This is a genomic window from Psychroflexus sediminis (assembly GCF_900099815.1).
Taxonomy (GTDB): Bacteria; Bacteroidota; Bacteroidia; order Flavobacteriales; family Flavobacteriaceae; genus Psychroflexus; species Psychroflexus sediminis.
On sequence record NZ_FNCW01000013.1, the window covers coordinates 45,464 to 65,668 of the forward strand.

Annotated in this window: 15 protein-coding genes and 1 pseudogene; 8 read left to right on the forward strand and 8 right to left on the reverse strand. The window is 35.7% G+C overall.

Going from position 1 to position 20,205, the window contains the following annotated elements; all coding sequences use genetic code 11:
* The first annotated feature begins 38 nt into the window (after positions 1 to 38).
* Both BLP81_RS11830 and BLP81_RS11835 read left to right on the forward strand, forming a co-directional pair.
* Positions 39 to 872: a UDP-2,3-diacylglucosamine diphosphatase gene (locus BLP81_RS11830; protein WP_093369188.1), complete on the forward strand. Its 834-nt coding sequence runs from the start codon at positions 39 to 41 to the stop codon at positions 870 to 872.
* Between the two features lie 30 nt (positions 873 to 902).
* Positions 903 to 1,700, forward strand: coding sequence for a hypothetical protein (locus BLP81_RS11835; RefSeq protein ID WP_093369191.1), 798 nt, complete (start codon positions 903 to 905; stop codon positions 1,698 to 1,700).
* On the opposite strand, the gene BLP81_RS11840 is transcribed toward BLP81_RS11835, so the two are convergent.
* Positions 1,695 to 4,616, reverse strand: a complete 2,922-nt coding sequence (locus tag BLP81_RS11840; protein WP_093369194.1) for an FAD-binding and (Fe-S)-binding domain-containing protein — start codon at positions 4,614 to 4,616, stop codon at positions 1,695 to 1,697. The two genes, BLP81_RS11835 and BLP81_RS11840, sit on opposite strands and share 6 nt — an antisense overlap.
* 278 nt (positions 4,617 to 4,894) lie before the next feature.
* Between BLP81_RS11840 and hpf the strand changes: the two genes are divergently transcribed.
* On the forward strand, positions 4,895 to 5,197 hold the full coding sequence (gene hpf, locus BLP81_RS11845) for a ribosome hibernation-promoting factor, HPF/YfiA family (RefSeq protein WP_093369198.1): 303 nt from the start codon (positions 4,895 to 4,897) through the stop codon (positions 5,195 to 5,197).
* Between the two features lie 68 nt (positions 5,198 to 5,265).
* Here the strand turns inward: hpf and BLP81_RS11850 are convergent, their stop codons facing one another.
* Both BLP81_RS11850 and gyrA read right to left on the reverse strand, forming a co-directional pair.
* Positions 5,266 to 6,537 carry a tetratricopeptide repeat protein gene (locus BLP81_RS11850; protein WP_093369201.1) on the reverse strand — a complete coding sequence of 424 codons (1,272 nt, stop codon included), beginning with the start codon at positions 6,535 to 6,537 and terminating at the stop codon, positions 5,266 to 5,268.
* 34 nt (positions 6,538 to 6,571) lie between these two features.
* Positions 6,572 to 9,094: a DNA gyrase subunit A gene (gene gyrA / locus BLP81_RS11855; protein ID WP_093369205.1), complete on the reverse strand. Its 2,523-nt coding sequence runs from the start codon at positions 9,092 to 9,094 to the stop codon at positions 6,572 to 6,574.
* Between the two features lie 210 nt (positions 9,095 to 9,304).
* On the opposite strand from gyrA, the gene BLP81_RS11860 reads away from it, so the two are divergent.
* The 5 genes and pseudogenes from BLP81_RS11860 (at position 9,305) to BLP81_RS11880 (ending at position 14,387) form a co-directional block, all read left to right on the forward strand.
* Positions 9,305 to 11,854, forward strand: a complete 2,550-nt coding sequence (locus tag BLP81_RS11860) for an ATP-dependent Clp protease ATP-binding subunit (RefSeq protein WP_093369209.1) — start codon at positions 9,305 to 9,307, stop codon at positions 11,852 to 11,854.
* Positions 11,855 to 12,153: 299 nt separating this feature from the next.
* A complete protein-coding gene (locus tag BLP81_RS11865; RefSeq protein ID WP_093369212.1) occupies positions 12,154 to 12,453 on the forward strand; it encodes a phosphoribosylpyrophosphate synthetase in 300 nt (99 codons plus the stop codon).
* Position 12,454: 1 nt separating this feature from the next.
* Positions 12,455 to 12,943 (forward strand): Dps family protein, encoded by a 489-nt coding sequence (locus BLP81_RS11870; protein ID WP_093369218.1) that lies wholly within the window; start codon positions 12,455 to 12,457, stop codon positions 12,941 to 12,943.
* Between the two features lie 46 nt (positions 12,944 to 12,989).
* Positions 12,990 to 13,429: pseudogene (locus BLP81_RS11875) on the forward strand (Dps family protein); the annotation flags it as partial.
* A 46-nt stretch (positions 13,430 to 13,475) separates the two neighbouring features.
* Positions 13,476 to 14,387 (forward strand): mechanosensitive ion channel family protein, encoded by a 912-nt coding sequence (locus BLP81_RS11880; protein WP_093369225.1) that lies wholly within the window; start codon positions 13,476 to 13,478, stop codon positions 14,385 to 14,387.
* Here BLP81_RS11880 and bshA read toward each other — a convergent pair whose 3' ends face one another.
* The 5 genes from bshA to BLP81_RS11905 all read right to left on the reverse strand — a co-directional run bounded on the left by bshA (position 14,388) and on the right by BLP81_RS11905 (position 20,204).
* Positions 14,388 to 15,506, reverse strand: coding sequence for an N-acetyl-alpha-D-glucosaminyl L-malate synthase BshA (bshA, locus tag BLP81_RS11885; RefSeq protein ID WP_093369230.1), 1,119 nt, complete (start codon positions 15,504 to 15,506; stop codon positions 14,388 to 14,390).
* 69 nt (positions 15,507 to 15,575) lie between these two features.
* The gene (locus BLP81_RS11890; RefSeq protein ID WP_317039079.1) at positions 15,576 to 18,488 is read right to left on the reverse strand and encodes a serine hydrolase domain-containing protein; all 2,913 of its coding nucleotides are present in this window, start codon (positions 18,486 to 18,488) and stop codon (positions 15,576 to 15,578) included.
* A 6-nt stretch (positions 18,489 to 18,494) separates the two neighbouring features.
* Entirely contained in the window at positions 18,495 to 18,977 is a 483-nt protein-coding gene (locus BLP81_RS11895; protein ID WP_093369237.1) for an ABC transporter ATPase, read from the reverse strand.
* Positions 18,978 to 18,982: 5 nt separating this feature from the next.
* Positions 18,983 to 19,774 (reverse strand): (Fe-S)-binding protein, encoded by a 792-nt coding sequence (locus BLP81_RS11900; RefSeq protein WP_093369242.1) that lies wholly within the window; start codon positions 19,772 to 19,774, stop codon positions 18,983 to 18,985.
* Between the two features lie 10 nt (positions 19,775 to 19,784).
* Positions 19,785 to 20,204, reverse strand: coding sequence for an LNS2 domain-containing protein (locus BLP81_RS11905; protein WP_093369245.1), 420 nt, complete (start codon positions 20,202 to 20,204; stop codon positions 19,785 to 19,787).
* Position 20,205 lies beyond the last annotated feature (1 nt).

Below are 20,205 nucleotides of genomic sequence, written 5' to 3' on the forward strand. Positions count from 1 at the left end.
CAAAAACTTGCATTTGTTTTTCTTTATAAAAACCTAATATTTTGAAACGAAAAGTAGACTTAATTGTTTTGTCGGATATTCACTTAGGCACCTTTGGTTGTCATGCACAGGAATTGCTCAATTACCTAAACTCCATAGAGCCTAAAAAAATTATTCTAAATGGGGATATCATTGATATTTGGCAATTTAGAAAAAATTATTTTCCTAAAACACATCTGGAAATCATCAGAACATTGATTGAGTTTTCGATGTCAGGTACAGAAATCGTTTACATTACTGGAAACCACGATGAAATGCTCAGGAAACTAAGTGACTTTGAAATCGGAAATATCAAACTCCTGGACAAATTGATTTTGAATTTAGATGGCAAGAAAGCCTGGTTTTTCCACGGGGACGTCTTTGACTTTTCAGTTCAAAATGCCAAATGGATAGCTAAATTTGGTGGCTGGGGTTATGATATACTTATTTTAGGTAATAGATTTTTGAATTTTATTTTGTTGAAATTGGGGAAAGAAAAATATTCCCTGTCCAAAAAAATTAAATATTCAGTGAAAAAAGCCATTAAATTTATAGCTGATTTTGAAAAAACAGCAACAGATTTAGCTATCGAAAACGATTATCATTATGTTATTTGTGGTCACATTCATCAACCTCAAATTTCTAGAAAGGTAAATAAAAAGGGAACCTGCCTCTATTTGAATTCAGGAGATTGGATAGAAAATCTTACCGCATTGGAATATCACAATAAACGCTGGAAGCTTTTTAAATACAGCGATTTTGAAAAACAAACAGAAGACATCTCTTCTGCGAGTATGTTAAATCTTATTAATGAATCTAGAATGTTTTCTGATAAGAGAACAAAAAAAGCTTGAATTAACTCCTTTGTTTGTATATTCATCAATATGAAAAAACACAGGCTGTCTCTTATATTAATCCTAATCCTCTTTTCCTGGTCCTGTTCAGAAGAAAATGATACTTTTTTGAATTCTGATGCTGATTATTTCCCTCTGGAAGTTGAGAATTCCTGGATTTATGAGAATCGATTAAATCAGAATACTGGAAATTTTCAGGGTACTGAACTATTATCTATTGACGAAAAGTTTCAAAATAGATATGGTTTCACTCAAACGAGTGATGAACTCGTGGGGATATTCACGAGTATGCTTGCCTCTGGCAAGGCTTATAAGCAAAATGGAAATCAAAAGATAATTCTTGATGGACAGTTCACAATCGATTTAGAAAATCAGTTATCAACTATAGAAATTCCAATGCAAGACATTGTCCTTTACGATGCAAATTCATCACTTGGAAATATGATGTCTTCATCTTCCGGGAAATTTCAGCAGAACATCAATGATTTTCCTGTTGATTTTTCATATAGAATCAACTCCGTACACCAGGGTTTCTCTATTTCAAAGGAGATAAACGGCGTGAATTATGAAGACATCTTTGTTTCAGAAATTCAAGTATATCTTTCAGCAAAAGTATTTATTGTTTTTAACGACTTCACCATATTACAAGAACAAGAAATCACAAGTATTACAAACTACTACGCCAAAGATATAGGGCTTATTTTTAGTGATGTTAGAACAGATATCATCTTTGAGGATATTCCGGAACAATTGGAAATTGACATTCCTGATGTAAATTTTAATTCTACCCAAGAATTGGAAAGCTACTTATTAAACCCGAGTTCATAGTACATACTTATTCAATATGGAGACTGGATGAAGGGCTTCTTTTTCAGTTCCGTCTTTTATTTGATGCCTGCAGCTGGTTCCGTTTGCAGAAATAAGAGCATTTGATTTTCTTACCGCAGGTAATAAAATCAGTTCTCCAATATCCTGGCTGACTTTGTAGTGCTCTTTTTCATAACCAAAGCTTCCAGCCATACCACAGCAGCCAGAGGGGATTAAAGTAACTTTAAAGTTTTTTGGTAAATTCAACAGATTAAACGTATGAATTTGATTGGATAAAGCCTTTTGATAACAATGGTTATGAATTTTTATTTCTTTCTTCTCTTCAGAAAATTGCTCTGATTTCAGATTCCCTGATTGTATTTCAGCATTGAGAAATTCCTCAATCAAAAACACATGCTTAGAAAGTTGTTCTGCTGAAGTTTTATCTGTAGCCAATTTTAAATATTCATCTCTGAAGCTTAAAATTGACGAAGGTTCTATGCCCAATAATGGTGATTCTTTTGAAATTTTAGTTGAAAAAACAGCTATATTTTTATCTACAAATTTTTGAGCTTCGTCTAACAGTCCTTTAGAGAAATAAGCCCTTCCACTCTCTTCATGACGAAGAACTTTTATCTCATAACCAAGTTTGGTTAATAATTCTATAGCATCAATCCCAATTTCAACATCCAAATAATTCGTGAATTCATCAATAAACAGATAGACTGTTTTCTTTTTCTCTCCGATTGATTTCAATGAAATCAAGCCGCTATCGATTTTTTTTCTTAGGGATTGCGCACTTAATTTAGGTAAACTTCTCTCTTTAGCAATTCCTGCAATTTGCTTTATAAAACGAGAGGTAAGTGTATTTGTATTCAACCAATTATAAATTGGGGCGACCGGGGAAGCTAACTTATTGATCATGTTGTTTTTTGCAAAAACTTTAGTTCTCAATTCAGTTCCATTAGCCTTTTGATACTGATAAAGAAATTCTGTTTTGAAAGCACCAACATCTACATTACTGGGACACTCATTTTTGCAAGCCTTACAGCTAATGCAGAGGTCAAAAATTTCCTTCAGATTTTCATCATCAAAGGCATTTTTATCCTTGTGTTTTTGAGTAAGCACTTCCCTAAGTAAATTAGCCCTTGCCCGAGTGGTATCCTTTTCGTTTTTAGTCGCCTGGTAACTCGGACACATCCCCCCTTCAAATTCGTGAGATTTTCTACAATCTCCACTTCCATTACATTGCTCTGCAGCCCTGAGAATTCCAAGATTTTTGGAGAAATCTAGTTTGGTAGAAATATTTGGTTCATCTCTGTCTACTTCATACCTTAAATCGGAATCAATTGGCTTTGGATTGACAATTTTACCGGGATTAAAAAGCTTATTGGGGTCGAATACATGCTTGATTTCTTTAAAAATCTCGTAACATTTCTCACCGACTACCAACTCTGTAAAAGGGGCTCTCACTCTGCCATCACCATGTTCACCACTTAAAGCACCGCCATAGGATTTTACCAGATGAGCAACATCTGAAGAAATATTTGAAAATTCCTCAACACCTTGAGAAGTTTTGAGATTCAAGATTGGTCTTAAATGCAATTCTCCAGCGCCAGCATGAGCATAATACACTGCTTTTTGGGCATAAGATTCCATGATTTTGGAAAAATCTGAGATATAATGGGGTAAATCTTCAATAGCAACCGACGTATCTTCAATACAGGCTACAGCCTTTTCATCGCCTTTCAGATTTCCTAAAAGACCAAGACCGGCTTTTCTCAACTCTACTGCAAGATCGATTTCTCCATCTTTTAATACAGGAAAAGCATAAGCTTTGGTTGAACTCTTTAAATCATGAAGAAGATTCTTGACTTGATTTTTCAAGTCTTCCAATGAATTTGATCTGAGTTCAAGCATCAATATAGCTTCGGGGTCTTCTTCAATAAAAAACCTATGCCCTTGATATTTCATACTGTCTTTGGTACAATCCAAAATAGTTTTGTCCATCATTTCACAGGTGAAGAGGTCATGGGCTAATGACATCTCTACAGATTCCAAACAGTCTGAAATGCTTTTGAAATGAGCTGCTAGCATCGCTGAATGCTGTGGCTGAACATCATCTAATTTCATCTCCAGCTCTGTAGCTATGAATAAAGTCCCTTCGCTTCCACACAAAAGTTTATTGAGATTGAAATAAGGATTGGAATCGGTTTTAAAAAAGGAAGAATTATAGAGTTCATCAATGGAATATCCAGTATTCCTTCTATGAATAGAGGGTTTTGGAAAGCCGGTTTCAATAAGATTTTCGATATTATCTTGTTGAAATAGTGTGTTGAAGTACGTATAGATTTCACCTTCAAGAGTATTCAATTCCAGTTTTTGTTGAAACTCCGCTTTGGTAAGGGGTTTAACTTCAATAAAACTTCCATCTGAAAGAAAACCTTTTGAAGAAATAACTTTATCTCTGGTCACCCCATATTTGATAGATGTTGTTCCTGAAGAATTATTTCCAAACATTCCGCCAAGGTTACACCTATTACTTGTGGAAGTATTAGGTCCAAAAAATAACTGATAGGGCTTCAGCTTTTTATTAAGTGCATCTCTTACAATTCCAGGCTGCAATCGAATCGTTTTATGATTGGAATCAAACTCTATTTCATTTGTAAAATGCCTGCTCAAATCCAACACCATTCCATCTGTAACACATTGCCCAGCCAAAGAGGTTCCGGCCGCTCTTGGAGTTATCGAAAGTTGATGTTTGTATGTGAATTCAATTATTTTTTTAAGGTCAGAAATGCTCTTGGGATAAACGACAGCTACAGGAATTTCCCTATAAACCGATGCATCGGTTGCATAAATTAATTTATGTAATTCATCTATATAAAGCTGACCGTCTAAGGAGGTTGACAGAACTTTGAAAAGTGAGTTTTGCATTGGTCTGGTATTCAAATTCAAAAATAATATAGAAGCCTTTATATTAAATGTAAACAAACGATAATATTAAAAATAAAAATATCAAGAATCTTTGTTTAAGTTCTTATTTCAACTTTGTAACCAAAACTTAAATAAGTTAGATTAAAATTAAAATTTTGAAAAACCTTAAATGAATTGGTTTAATTTCTTAAATTTATAGAGTGAGTCTGATTTAGAGTTGGGCTTGATTACAAAACTTTTGTAGTCTAAAATAAATACACATTCAAAATTTATAATTTATGGACATTAATTTCAATTACGTACACGTTACAGCAAGCGAGAGACTCGAAGAATTAGTCACCAAAAAACTTGAAAAGCTTGAAAAAAGATACGATTGGATCGTGAGAAGCGAAGTGTTTTTCAAAACTGAAAATACGTCTAGCCCAGAAACTGGCATGATTTGCGAAATCAAATTAAGTGCTCCAGGACAAAATGTTTTTGCTTCTTCCAACGAGAAAGCCTTTGAACTGGCTATCACAAATACAGTTGAAGATATCAAAAGACAACTTCAAAAGAAGAAAGAAAAAATGTCAACACGCTAATTGCAGATTTGACAAAACTAAAAAGCCAAGTATTAATACTTGGCTTTTTTATTATGAAAAAAATTAAATTATTCTTTTAAAGCATTAATTTTCTCCTGAAGCTCTTTAGCTTCTTCATTCATTCCCAATTGATAATAAATGTTTAATTTGGTCTGTAAAGCATCTATGTTATCAGGATCCAAATCAGTAGCTTTTTCTAAATAAGGCAAAGCTTCCTCATAGAATTTTTTCTTTTTCTCATTCAATTCTTGATACTTTTTATTATCTGCTCTAGAATTTCCAAGCTTATTCATTTGCTCAACTATGGCTCTTTCTTCACTTAAAGTCATTGCCGCTAAGTTTATATAAGCGTTTACCATGTCAGGATTAAGCTCAATTGCTTGTTTGTAATATTCTTCGGCAGATTCTTTATCACCAAGTTGCTCAGATGCAACACCAAGATTATAGTATAATGATGGATTCTCTGGATCCATTTCTACCACTTCTTTCATCACCTCATCGTATTTATCAACCCTTCCTAATTTATAGTACAAATCAGCTTCAGCTTGTTTAATACTGATATCTTCAGGATTTTCTTCTTTCGCTTTTTCAATAGCTATAAGGGCTTTTTCTGGCTCGTCTTGCTGAATGTAAATCAAGGTAACATTCTTTGCAATTTCACCTGTAACACTCGGTGTTTTCTTTTGGGTTGGATCAGAATACTCTCCTGTTTTTACAGCGATATCTCTCATGTTTTTAGATTCGAAAATTTCTTCCTCCCCAGTTTCTTTACTGACTGCTACGAATTGAACAGATGAACCGTCATAATTCATATCCAATAGTTTATTATAATGCTCAAGTGCTGTATCATATAACTGGCCATTTACAGCTGCAGAAGCGGCATAATACAACATAACTGTATCGTTCTTATTAAGCTTGTAGGTTTTGTAAAGCAACTTCTCAGCCATGTCAAAATTGCCTTCATTTTGACTGTCTATGGCAGATTGAACCATGGTCTGTCTTAAGTTGGCTTTGTAATTTAAAGCTTCCTCATTATCCTCTTCCATTTCGAGAATCTTATTTAAAGACTCCAGTGATTCGTTGATATTTTCCAACATTTTTTCACCAGATTGCTTCTCAGCCATGTTTCCAAGGGCTTTAGCATTGGCTAAATGGTAACGAATCACCCATTTATCTTTTTCCTCTGCTATCTGAGGTTTTGCTTTGTTCAATTCTGTTAAAGCTTCTTTATACTTTCCCTCTTCAATAGCGTCCTCTGCGTCTCTAATTTCACTTCGCTGTGAAAATCCTAAACTTATTGAACCTATGATTAGGGTTAATGCTAAAATTGACTTTTTCATGTTTTATTCTATTTATTGAATTTAGTTATTAATATTATTCGTTTGGTACTTCATTATCAGCTTCAGGTAACTCCGTCGTTGCTTCTGAATCGTCTTCATCTTCATTAACTATTTTGGCTACAGCTGCGATTTCGTCATCACCTTTAAGAGAGATGAGTCTCACCCCTTGGGTAGATCTTCCCATAGTTCTTATATCAGATACTGACATTCTGATGGCGACACCAGATTTTTTGATAATCATTAAATCATCTTCATCATGAACTGTTTTAAGAGCTACCAATTGTCCGGTTTTTTCTGAAATAGAAATGGTTTTGACTCCTTTCCCTCCTCGGTTGGTAATTCTGTAAACCGGCTCTCCATCTTCATCGTCGATAAAGGTTCTCTTGCCATAACCTTTTTCAGAAACTACTAAAACGGTTTCATCTTGTGGATCTTTTACACAAATCATGCCAATCACTTCATCCTGTTCTGAAGCCAGGGTAACCCCCTTAACGCCAGCAGCTCCTCGTCCCATTGGTCGAATGTGCTTTTCTTCAAACCTTAAAGCTTTACCGCTTTTTAAGCCTAACATGACTTGATTTTCACCATCTGTGAGCACAGCAGAAAGCAATTCATCGCCTTCTTTAATAGAGATGGCATTGATACCATTGACCCTTGGTCTGGAATATTGTTCTAAGACAGTTTTCTTAACCTGGCCTTTTTTTGTTGCCATCAATACGTAATGGTTATTGATATACTCTTCGTCGGAAAGATTTTCAACCAGAATAAAGGCATTGATTCTATCATCAGGATCCAGGTTCATCAGGTTTTGAATAGCTCGACCTTTGCTGGTTTTACTTCCTTCCGGAATTTCGAAAACCCGCATCCAGAAACATTTTCCTTTTTGCGTAAAAAATAAAATATACTGGTGATTGGTTCCTGAGAATATATATTCTAAAAAGTCTTCGTCTCTTGTTGTCGACGCTTTTTGACCAACACCTCCTCTATTTTGAGTTTTATATTCTTTAAGAGCCGTTCTTTTGATGTAACCTGCGTGAGAAATGGTTAAGACTACACTTTCGTTTGGAATCATGTCTTCCATGCTAAAATCACCACCAATCATGTTGATTTCAGAACGGCGTTCATCTCCATATTTTTCTCTTATCTCAGCAAGCTCCTCTTTTATGATCTCCATTCTACGAGGTTCATTGGCAAGAATGTCTTTTAAGTCCTCGATAGTTTTCATCAACTCGTCATACTCCGTTCTTAACTTATCCTGTTCAAGACCTGTAAGCTGTCTCAGGCGCATCTCCACAATTGCCTTGGCTTGAGTTTCTGAAAGCTCAAAACGCTCGATCAGTTTTTCTCTGGCTTCTTCAGCATTTTGTGAACCTCTTATAAGCGCAATGACTTCATCAATATGATCTGAAGCAATAATTAAACCTTCCAGAATATGGGCTCTCTCCTCTGCCTTTCTCAGTAAGTATTTTGTACGTCTAATGACAACTTCATGTCTATGCTCGACAAAATTGTAAATGATGTCTTTAAGATTGAGCATTTGAGGTCGGCCTTTGACAAGTGCAATATTATTAACACTAAATGTAGATTGAAGCGCTGTATGTTTATATAAGGTATTTAAAACTACATTGGGCAAAGCATCTTTTTTCAAAATATAAACGATACGCATACCATTTCTATCCGATTCGTCTCGAATAAGAGAAATGCCTTCAATTTTTTTATCATTGACCAAATCAGCAGTCTTTTTAATCATATCTGCTTTGTTGACTTGGTATGGAATTTCAGTGACTACGATACATTCTTTACCCTTTACTTCTTCAATTTCAGCTTTAGCACGCATGACAATTCTTCCGCGACCTGTCATAAAGGCATCTTTCACTCCTTCATACCCATAAATAATACCTCCTGTTGGAAAATCCGGAGCTTTTATATAGGTCATGAGTTCTTCTATCTCAATATCTCTATTGTCGATATAAGCGTTAACGCCATCAACGACTTCAGTTAAGTTATGCGGTGGCATATTGGTAGCCATACCTACGGCAATACCGCTGGCACCATTCACCAATAAATTTGGAACTCGAGTTGGAAGGACTGTAGGTTCCTCCAGGGTATCGTCAAAATTTAAAGCAAAATCAACCGTTTCTTTATCGATATCAGCCAGCATTTCTTCGCTGATCTTTCGCATCCTTGCCTCCGTATACCTCATAGCCGCCGGACTATCTCCATCTACGGAACCGAAGTTACCCTGACCGTCCACCAGTTGGTAGCGCATACTCCATTCCTGAGCCATTCTTACCATGGCATCATAAACAGAAGTATCACCATGCGGGTGATATTTACCTAATACTTCACCAACAATTCTTGCTGATTTTTTATGAGATTTGTTAGAAAAGATGCCGAGTTCCTGCAATCCAAAAAGAACTCTTCTATGCACAGGTTTCAAGCCATCTCTCACATCCGGAAGTGCTCTAGAAACAATAACAGACATCGAATAATCGATGTAAGCTGTTTTCATCTCATCTTCAATATTAATTGGTATTAGCTGTTCACCGTTAGCCATTTATTTCAATTTAAATTAATATTTAAAAAATTCACAACACAAGTTGCTAATAAGCAAATATACAAAACCTATCAAATCCTTAAAGACCCTTAAACTCTAATTATCACATTTTTTTACAAGGTTTATTTAATAAGATTTTCACTATTGAAATGGTGTATATCAGTATTAAGGTATTATTTTTGAGTAATGTCTAATAAATATTTAAAGACTATGGATGATAATTTCTCACCAAAAGTAAAAGAAGTAATTGCATATAGTAAAGAAGAAGCTTTACGCCTTGGCCACGATTTTATAGGAACAGAGCATTTGATGCTTGGTTTGCTTCGTGACGGAACGGGGAAGGCTATCAATATACTAGATGCCATGAATGTTGACTTGGAGCTGTTGAGAAGAAAAGTGGAAATCTTAAATCCTTCAGATCATACGAATACAGATATATCTCAAGAAAAAAAGAATCTACATTTAACAAGACAAGCTGAAAGGGCACTTAAAACAACTTTTTTAGAAGCTAAGCTTTTTCAAAGCTCTTCTATTAATACCGCACACCTATTATTATGTATTCTCAGGAATGAAAATGATCCCACTACCAAACTCTTAAATAAGCTGAAAGTGGATTATGATAATGTAAAAGAGGAGTTTAAAGCCATGATAACACAGGATGGTGATTATTTGGATACCCCTACCGATGCGTTTTCTGACGATGCACCAACCTCCGGAGATTCTGGAAGAGAATCGCTGGGTGGATCTGGAAATTCCAAAGGAAAAGCTTCTAAAAAATCTAAAACGCCAGTATTGGATAATTTTGGTCGTGACCTTACTGAAATGGCTCAGGAAGGAAAACTGGACCCTGTTGTAGGCCGTGAAAAGGAAATAGAAAGAGTTTCTCAAATTTTAAGTCGAAGAAAGAAAAACAATCCCCTTCTTATCGGAGAGCCTGGTGTTGGTAAAAGTGCTATTGCTGAAGGTTTAGCTATCAGAATTATACAACGAAAAGTTTCCAGAATACTTTATGACAAAAGACTGGTTACACTTGATTTGGCTAGCCTAGTAGCAGGAACGAAATACAGAGGACAATTTGAAGAGCGAATGAAGGCTGTAATGAATGAGCTTGAAAAGAATGACGATATTATTCTTTTTATTGACGAAATTCATACCATCGTAGGTGCCGGAGGAGCTACCGGAAGCCTGGATGCAAGTAATATGTTCAAACCTGCTCTTGCCAGAGGGGAAATACAATGTATTGGTGCAACCACACTTGATGAATATAGACAACATATAGAAAAAGATGGTGCCCTGGAAAGGAGATTCCAAAAAATCATTGTGGAGCCAACCTCTATAGATGAAACTGTCGAAATACTTCATAATATCAAAGATAAATATGAAGATCACCATAACGTGATTTATACAGACGAAGCCATCAGGTCTTGTGTTTCTCTTACCAATAGATATATGACCGATAGATTTCTTCCAGATAAGGCTATTGATGCGCTAGATGAAGCAGGCAGTCGAGTTCATATCACCAATATCAATGTACCTAAACGTATTTTGGAACTCGAAAAAGAACTTGAAGATATTCGTGAAGAGAAAAATTCTGTTGTCAAAAAACAGAAATATGAAGAAGCTGCAAAATTAAGAGATGACGAAAAGCGAATTGAAAATGATTTGCAGCAGGCTCAGGAAGAGTGGGAAAAAGATTCAAAAGAAAACAAAGAAACAGTCACTGAAGATCACATTGCAGATGTTGTTTCTATGATGACGGGGATTCCCGTGAAAAGAATTGCCAAAACAGAAGGCAATAAATTAGCTGAATTACCGGAAACCATCAAAAATAAAGTAATTGGTCAAAGTGAAGCAGTGACTAAAATTGTAAAAGCAATTCAACGTAATCGTGCTGGGCTTAAAGATCCAAACAGACCTATTGGTTCATTTATATTCTTAGGTCAAACTGGAGTTGGTAAGACACAACTTGCCAAAGTTCTGGCCAGAGAGTTGTTTGACAACGATGAGGCCTTGATTCGACTTGACATGAGTGAATACATGGAAAAATTTGCGGTTTCAAGATTAATTGGAGCGCCTCCGGGATACGTAGGATACGAAGAAGGTGGCCAGTTAACTGAAAAAGTGAGACGTAAACCTTATGCAGTCATTTTACTGGATGAGGTCGAAAAAGCGCACCCAGATGTATTCAATATGCTGCTCCAGGTTTTGGATGATGGTCATTTAACCGATAGTTTGGGACGGAAAGTGGATTTTAGAAATACAATCATCATTATGACCTCCAACGTAGGAGCAAGAAAACTTAAAGATTTTGGTACCGGAGTTGGTTTTGGAACACAGTCTCAAAAGCAGCAGGAAGACGACAATACCAAAAAGGTAATTGAAGGAGCTTTGAAAAAAGCTTTCGCACCGGAATTTCTGAACCGTGTAGATGATGTAGTCATTTTTAATGCTTTAGAACGAGAGGACATCAAAAAAATCATCAATATAGAATTAGAGAGACTTTTCTCAAGAATCAAAGATGTAGGATATAATTTTTCTTTAAGTGAATCAGCTAAAGATTTTATTGCCGATAAAGGTTTTGACAGACAATATGGGGCAAGACCTCTAAACAGAGCTATTCAAAAATACATTGAAGATGCTTTAGCTGAAAAAATCATCAATTCTTCCATTGTTGAGGGGGACACCCTGTATATGGATTTCGACAAGGAAAAAGATGAACTGGTCATAGACGTCCAGAAAACTGCAGACAAAGAATCCTAATGAGATAAGATCGATAAAAAAACTCCTTAACGGAGTTTTTTTGTGGCTAATAATTTAGCCGTTTAAAAAAGTTATATGAAAATTACAAAAATTACCTGGATCTATATAATAGCTGCTATTATCACTATATATGGGATTGTAACAGGCCAATTTCTTTTTTTGTTATTCTGCTTTCCATTAGGATTATTCTATTTCAATAAAGACAACAATAAGAAAAGATAATAGTTAAATAATGATTAAAGCAAACCATTTTTTTGACTTAGACTGACTTAAGTTTTACTTTTAAAAAAACAGATGTTATGAAAAAAAAAGATACCTTATCCGAGACTATGAATGCATTGAGAAACGAGGGCTATGTTGATGACCTCAATGTTCTTGATGACCAGATAGAAAATAAAACCAAGAAAAAAAAATACCCGATAGATGACTTTGAAGTAGATCATTATTTCAGATTTGAGGGTGTGTCAAATCCAGCAGACAATTCTATCTTGTATGCAATCACAACATCAGATGGTCACAAAGGAATGCTGGTAGATGGCTACGGAAAATCCGGAGGTCAGATTTCAGATAAAATGCTTAATAAATTACAAATAAAATAATATGAATTATTTAAACTTAGATAAATCAAAAACTAAAGACACCGTTAAAGAATTAAACGTGCTTTTAGCAGATTATCATATGTATTATCAAAAATTGAGAAATTTTCACTGGAATATTACCGGTCATAATTTTTTTGATTTGCATGAGCAATTTGAGCTGATGTATGACGATGCAAAGCTCAAAGTAGATGAAATCGCTGAACGCATACTCACCCTGCGCTTTCAGCCAGAGAGTAATTTTTCTACCTACTTAAAATTATCAAACCTCAAAGAATCATCAAAGGATAAATCTGATGTAGAGATGGTTGAAGATTTGTTACACGATCATGGTGTTATCATCGATCAAATGAGAAGTGTCATCGAGGTTGCAGATAAAAATGAAGATGAAGGGACAATAGATTTAATTGGCGCTTACATAAGGGAACTTGAAAAAACCAGCTGGATGCTGGATGCTTGGAACATGCGATTGGCAGATAAGAGAAATGCCTAAAATTACATTTAATAATTTCAGAAATTAAGTCTATGAGTTATTAGATTTAAGGGCATCAAAAACGCAGGATGCTGCTAAACATTGAATGTTCATCTGGCAGATTATCATTTGTATTATCAAAAGTTGAGAAATTTTCACTGGAATATTACCGGTGAAAATTTCTTAAATTTATACGCAAAGTTTAAGGAAATGTATGATGACGCCAAATTAAAAATCGATGAAATTGCTGAACGTATGTTAACCTTACGGTTTCAGCCCGAAAGCAATATCTCCAATTATTTAGAACTTTCAAATCTATAGGAAGTTTCTTCAGATCTTGAGGATTTTAAAATGATTGAAACCCTACTCTTTGACCATGAAAAAATTATAATTCAAATGAGAAAAGTGGTAGAAGCTGCAGAACAAAATAAGGATGAGGGTACAATAGACCTTGTAGGTGAATACATTAGAGAGCTTGAAAAAACCAGCTGGATGCTGGATGCGTGAATTATAAAAAAGCAAAAAAAACAATATTCATAATATCATTTTTAACATGCAAGAGACTGAAATTGTTGAGAAGACCGAAAAAGCCTGGGCAGAATTAACTACAAAGATTTTCGACTGGATTGATACTATTGTACTGGGTCTGCCTAATTTTTTAATCGCTGTTTTTGTACTTATTTTATTTATACTTTTTGCAAAGTATTCAAGTAAACTTATAGATAAGCTTTTCCGAAAAAGCAATGCTCAGGATTCTATCCGGACGGTATCCGTAAAAGTGTTTAGAGTAGTTATCATATCTCTGGGTATATTCATATCCCTAGGTATTTTAAACTTAAATTCAGTGCTTACCACAGTTCTTGGTGCTGCGGGTGTACTTGGTTTAGCGGTTGGTTTTGCTCTTCAGGGTACTCTTCACAATACCTTTTCAGGTATTATTATTAGTTTTATTCCGAAATTACAAATTGGAGACTGGATAGAAACCAATGGCTTTGCAGGCTTTGTAATCGATATTAATTTGAGAAGTGTAATCATACAATCGGTAGACTATAATCTGGTCGTCATACCCAATTCCAAAATTGTAGATGCCCCCTTTAAAAATTTTAGCAGAACTCCCAGAGGACGTATCATTTTAACCTGTGGTGTCGGCTATGAGAGTGATCTCCCAAAAGTCCAGGAAATTACGGAAAATGCAATTAAAGAGATTTTTGAACAACGTCCTGGGGAAAGCATTCAGTTTTTTTATACTGAATTTGGCGATAGTTCCATCAATTATCAATTGAGATTTTGGGCTAATGTGGCTAATCAAGGAGACGTCTATAAAGCACAGCATGATGCTATTTTAGCAATCAAAGCTGCTTACAACGAAAACGATATCAATATTCCATTCCCGATACGCACCTTGGACTTTGGTAAGAATAAATTTAGATCTGAAAAAATTGATATCAGAACTGTAACTGATTAATTACATCATTTTTTGATATAATTTTTCATACTGACATACCACTCTTTCTACGTCAAATTTTTCAGCAATCTGCCGTGCTTCTTTTTTAAAAGTTTCCAATACCCTTTCATCCGATAAAATTTTAATTCCATTAGCAGCCATATCTTCTACATCGCCTATGTTGCTTAAGAATCCTGAAACTCCGTGAATATTCACCTCGGGAAGACCTCCTGCATTGGATGAAATGATGGGAACTCTATGAGCCATCGCCTCTAAGGCGGCAAGACCGAAACTTTCCTTCTCCGATGGTAATAAAAATAGGTCTGAATAGCAAAGGATGCGTTCCACTTCGTTGCTTTTCCCTAAAAATATCACCTTATCTCTTATGTTTAATTTTTTGGCCAGTTGCAAGGCTTTTTCCCGGTCCGGCCCATCCCCAACAATAACCAGCTTTGATTTTATTTTGGATTGTATCCTGAAAAACACTTCAATCACGTCATTTAAACGCTTTACTTCTCTTAAGTTACTGACGTGGGTAATAACTTTTTCGTCTTCAAAAGCAACCATGTGACGTTTACATTCTTCGAAATTTTCAGTTAGATTGGAGAGGTCAATGAAATTTGGGACAACCTCAATTTCTTTTTTGATGTCAAAAATTTCAAAGGTATCTTGTTTCAAGCTTTCAGAGACTGAAGTAACGACATCGCTTTTATTGATGCTAAAATTCACGGCAGGTTTATAAAAGGAGTGACTTCCTACCAAGGTGATATCTGTTCCATGAAGGGTTGTCATCATGGGGAGTTTTATCCCTTCCTCCAAAAGCATTTGTTGAGCCATAAACCCGGCATAAGCGTGAGGAATAGCATAATGAACATGAAGTATATCTATTTTATGCTTTTGTACAACGTTTACAAGTTTGCTGGAAAGTGCCAGCTCATAGGGCTGATAGTGAAATAAGGGATATTCTGGAACGGAAACCTCGTGATAGTGTATAGATGTACTCAAATATTCGAGCCTTACAGGTTGCTTATAAGTAACAAAATGTATTTCATGCCCTCTTTTGGACAATGCAATTCCTAATTCTGTTGCCACTACTCCACTCCCGCCAAAGGTAGGATAACACACTATTGCTATTTTCATAATTTTTTTATTATTCCCAAAAATAGAAGATTGAAGCTTATTTTGGTCTTAAACTAATCTCAAATTATTTTAATAGTCCTTCGATAAGTTTTCATAAATAAGCCCTTGTATTTTGGTTCTAATGTCTTCATCAATAAGTTTTGTATTGGCCGGGTCGGGATGTATCCGGTTGGATAAAAAAATATAGATAATTTCTTCTTCAGGGTCGGCCCATGCATAAGTACCTGTAAAGCCGGAATGACCAAAACTCGACATGGAAAGACAACCGCAGGTAGGACCGATATCATCAAGCTGCGGTTTATCGAAACCTACTCCTCTTCTCACCTCTTTATCGCAATAATAACAGGTATTGAACTTTGTCATGGTTTGTGGGCTAAAGTAAATTTTACCTCCAAAATCACCTTTATTTAAGTAAAGCTGCATAAACGAAGCCACATCTCTAGCGTTTCCAAATAAACCGGCATGACCTCCAACACCACCAAGCATAGCAGCACCCTGATCGTGAACCGTTCCATGAATCAATTCTTGTCTCCAAACTGTATCGTTTTCTGTAGGAACAATTTTTTCTTTATCAAAGTGATTCAAAGGAAAAAACTTTAATCGGCTCAATCCCATAGGCCTGTAAAAATAAGTCTCGGCCAGTGTATCTAAAGAATTATCTGTTTGTTGTTCGATGAATTTCTTTAAAAAATAATAAGGTAAATCAGAATATTTATACTCCAAGGTATCGCGTAATTCACTTTCTACAATTTGCGAATAAATGGAATCCTGGTAATCTGTTCTCAAATACATGTTCTCCAACACTTTAATGCTGAACTCTTCAGAATATTCCGAAGCATAATACTCTGATTTTTCTTCTAAGGTGTTTTGATAAAAAGGAATCCAGGGCTCTAACCTGGCATAATGCGAGAGCATGTCGAGAACGCTTATATCAGCTTTATTGGAGCTGGCAAGTGCTGGTATAAGTTCATGGAGCTTGGTGTTTAAACTAAGTTTACTAGCTTCTTCCAGTGTCATTAATATAGGCAGCGTTGTCAGTATCTTGGTAAGAGAAGCTAAGTCGTAAACGTCATCACTCTGCACTTTATTTTTTTTATCATAGGTATGATATCCAAAGTTTTTATCGTAGATAATTTTCCCTTTTCTGGCAATCAGAATCTGCATGCCGGGTGTCATTTTTTCATCTAAAGCATAGTTTGCAATAGAATCTACTTTCTTTTCAAATCGCTCGTCAAAACCCAAATTTTGATAATAACCCTGTCCCAGTCTGCCATTTGATTTTAATTTATAACCGGTTCCAACAGGGAATGCAGAAGTAATACTCACAGGCAAGTTGCCAAGGGTCTCTAGTGCCCCAAAAATCTGTTGAGCGGCAACAGATTGAGCTATATCGCTATTCTGGTATACCTGAAAAATTGCATCTATGTTAATAAAGCTCTGTAAGCCTAATAAACTGTAAGGCCTTGAGAAATTAACAAGAGTGACTTTATTTTCTCTTGAAAGCTGTTCGATACATTTAATTTCGTAAGGAGTAAACTTATAATCTGTCCAGGGATTTATGTCAGATCTGTGGTAGCCAATAATAATGTGGTCGAAATCCAGCTTGCTATTTTTATTCAAAATGGATTCTTTATTCTCTATTCTTTCAACAGCAGCATACCTATTTAAGGCCTCATAAAAGGTTTCTCCACTGGCGTCTCCAAGTCCTAAATAACCAATCTTTTGATGTTCAACATCGCTGATTGGTAATATTCCCAGATCATTTTTTAAGACTGTCGTTGCATTTTCAATAGCTAACTTATAAACGGCGTCATTTAAGCCTGAATTCAATTCTGAGGTCAAATGAGTCGTTTCGATAGGATCAAAATTATTCAAGCCCACCTTATATTTGGCGTATAATATTTTCTTAACTGAATAGGCTAATCTGCTTTTAGCAATTTTGTTATTTTTAATTGCTTTCTTAATGATTTCAATGGCTTTCGGTACATTTTCAGAAATCAACAGAATATCACTTCCGGCTTGAAAGGCTTTTAAATCTACTTCACCAGGAATATTGTTATTGCTAACTCCTTTCATATTTAAGGCATCTGTGATGACTAATCCCTTAAATCCAAGCTCTTCTTTTAGCAGCTGGCTAACAATTTTAGGGGAAAGGGAGGAAGGGAAATCCGATCTGCTTTCTAAGCTGGGCACGTTCAAATGAGCTACCATGATGCTACTCACCCCTTCATTGATTAAAGCTCTAAATGGTTCCAATTCGATTGCTCTGATGCGTTGTTCAGAAAAATCTATCGTGGGTAAGGTTAAATGCGAATCTTGCTGAGTATCACCATGACCAGGAAAATGCTTTGCACTGGTAAGGATTCCAGCATCGTGCATGCCTTTCATAAGCGCTACAGCATGAGAGATCACCACTTCTTTAGTTTCTCCAAAAGACCGGTTACCAATAATAGGATTTTCAGGATTGGTGTTGATATCTGCAACAGGAGCAAAATTGATATGGACACCAAGTCGCTTATTGTGTTTACCAATTTGGTTCCCAACTTTCCTCACTATGGAAGTATCTTTTATCGCTCCCAGGGTCATATTCCAGGGAAAAGCATAAGTAGAATCCAGCCGCATAGCAAGGCCCCACTCTGCATCCATTCCTATAAGTAAGGGGACTTTATTCTCCGTTTGGATTTTGTTGGTGAACTGGGCTTGTCTGTAAGGATTTCCTTTAGAAAAAATTACACCACCGATATGATTGGTCTTTATAAAATCTGCTATGTTTTCAAGTTCAGCATCTGATTTATTTGTGAAGACATCGATCATAAACAGTTGTCCGATTTTTTCTTCCAAACTCAGATTCGAATACAACGAATCCACCCATTTCCTTTGAGAGTTTATATCTTCTGAAAACAAACTGTTTTGCGCTAAAACACAGGTGAATGAAAAAAAAGCCATCAAAAAGACGACTTTACTATAGATTTTAGAACTCATATATTTTTATAACAATCGGCTATGCCAGCTTTCTGTCATTGGCACTTCCCAAAATTCTTTATATTCTGATTTTGTATTCACGAGATTATTGAATACAATAGTCTGCGGTGATACAGCTTTTTGTTTTACCATTTTTTTGAAATCCAGTAATGGTTTGTAGGCTACAAATTCTCCATTTTTAAAACTAACGTTCATTTTATCCAATAAATCCACATTGTATTCCTTTTCTAAACTTTGGATAAAGTGAACGGATGCATCTATTGAACAACCACTGGCACTGGCTTGAGACTCATCGAGACCCAAAACAATAAAGCGATTATACCTAATGTCGAATCCTGCTTTAAGAGACTGGCCATGAACGGTCCAGTTTTCCAAAAACCTTTCAATTTTAGGCTTTATTTCATTGAGTTCGTCTTCACTAAATCCTCTACTAGCCTGAAAAACCCAAACCCTCGACGAATCTGGCAATTCACTAAATTCTACTACCATATTTTTTATAAATCATCTGCATTAGCAATCATTTCCACAACATCAAGAACTTCAATTTCGTCTTGTTTTTCTTTATTCTTAACACCATCAGTCATCATGGTGTTGCAAAACGGACAACCTGCAGCAATAACTTCAGGCTTCACTTCTACCGCTTGTTCTGTTCTGTGAATATTTACTTCTTTATCTCCTTTTTCTGCATCCTTAAACATTTGAGCCCCTCCTGCACCACAGCACAGCCCTTTGGATTTGCAAGATTTCATTTCCACCAATTCTACTTCAAGTTTGCGCAACAAATCTCTTGGAGCTTCATATTCACCATTAGCTCGTCCCAAATAGCAAGGGTCATGAAATGTAATTTTTTTCCCTTTATATTTTCCACCTTCTACCTTTAATCTTCCTTCATTCAAAAGCTGTTTCAAAAACTGCGTATGATGAATCACTTCGTATTTCCCACCCAAAGCAGGGTACTCATTTTTGATTGTATTGAAACAATGCGGACAGGCGGTTACTATTTTTTTGACTTCGTATGCATTTAGTACTTCAATGTTAGTCATCGCCTGCATTTGAAATAGAAATTCATTTCCTGCTCTTTTTGCAGGATCCCCTGTACAGCCTTCTTCAGTTCCAAGCACTGCAAAATCAACATTGATATTGTTTAAAATTTTAACAAAAGCCTTAGTGATTTTTTTAGCTCTATCATCAAAACTTCCAGCACAACCTACCCAGAACAAAACTTCTGGTTGCTTTCCTTCCGCTAAATAAGATGCCATAGTTGGCACTTTCAAATTATCACTCATATCATATGTTTTAATCTTTAAATACTTGTATAGTCTCTTTCTTGTTTACTAAGTCTGTAAATTGACCCTTATACCGAGTAGCCTTTACGATATGATTATCAATCCAATGATAATTACCGCCTCTTGGTTTTCCCATTAATAAACTGTGGTATTTAAAACCATGCTTATTCAGCCAGTCTTCCGTAACTTTCCTATGTTCTTCAACTCTTGACGTAAAAAAACAAATCTGGTGTCCATCCTTATACCATTTATTGACGGTCTCCAGTGCATCAGGAAAAGGTTCGCAGGTAGCCATTCTCTCAGGCTCTTCGTTTGGAACGTCATCTGTTATGGTCCCATCAATATCTATAAGGTAATTTTTAACACCATCGGGTAAACTTGGACTTACGCTCTGCTCTTTTGTATCTTTCTGTTGATTTTTTGATGCCATA

Bases quoted from the DNA above. Each gene is read 5' to 3' on its own strand.
- BLP81_RS11835 (WP_093369191.1), top strand. From the start codon at position 903: ATGAAAAAACACAGGCTGTCTCTTATATTAATCCTAATCCTCTTTTCC.
- BLP81_RS11840 (WP_093369194.1), bottom strand. From the start codon at position 4,616: ATGCAAAACTCACTTTTCAAAGTTCTGTCAACCTCCTTAGACGGTCAG.
- hpf (WP_093369198.1), top strand. From the start codon at position 4,895: ATGGACATTAATTTCAATTACGTACACGTTACAGCAAGCGAGAGACTC.
- BLP81_RS11850 (WP_093369201.1), bottom strand. From the start codon at position 6,537: ATGAAAAAGTCAATTTTAGCATTAACCCTAATCATAGGTTCAATAAGT.
- gyrA (WP_093369205.1), bottom strand. From the start codon at position 9,094: ATGGCTAACGGTGAACAGCTAATACCAATTAATATTGAAGATGAGATG.
- BLP81_RS11860 (WP_093369209.1), top strand. From the start codon at position 9,305: ATGGATGATAATTTCTCACCAAAAGTAAAAGAAGTAATTGCATATAGT.
- BLP81_RS11865 (WP_093369212.1), top strand. From the start codon at position 12,154: ATGAAAAAAAAAGATACCTTATCCGAGACTATGAATGCATTGAGAAAC.
- BLP81_RS11870 (WP_093369218.1), top strand. From the start codon at position 12,455: ATGAATTATTTAAACTTAGATAAATCAAAAACTAAAGACACCGTTAAA.
- BLP81_RS11880 (WP_093369225.1), top strand. From the start codon at position 13,476: ATGCAAGAGACTGAAATTGTTGAGAAGACCGAAAAAGCCTGGGCAGAA.
- bshA (WP_093369230.1), bottom strand. From the start codon at position 15,506: ATGAAAATAGCAATAGTGTGTTATCCTACCTTTGGCGGGAGTGGAGTA.
- BLP81_RS11890 (WP_317039079.1), bottom strand. From the start codon at position 18,488: ATGAGTTCTAAAATCTATAGTAAAGTCGTCTTTTTGATGGCTTTTTTT.
- BLP81_RS11895 (WP_093369237.1), bottom strand. From the start codon at position 18,977: ATGGTAGTAGAATTTAGTGAATTGCCAGATTCGTCGAGGGTTTGGGTT.
- BLP81_RS11900 (WP_093369242.1), bottom strand. From the start codon at position 19,774: ATGAGTGATAATTTGAAAGTGCCAACTATGGCATCTTATTTAGCGGAA.
- BLP81_RS11905 (WP_093369245.1), bottom strand. From the start codon at position 20,204: ATGGCATCAAAAAATCAACAGAAAGATACAAAAGAGCAGAGCGTAAGT.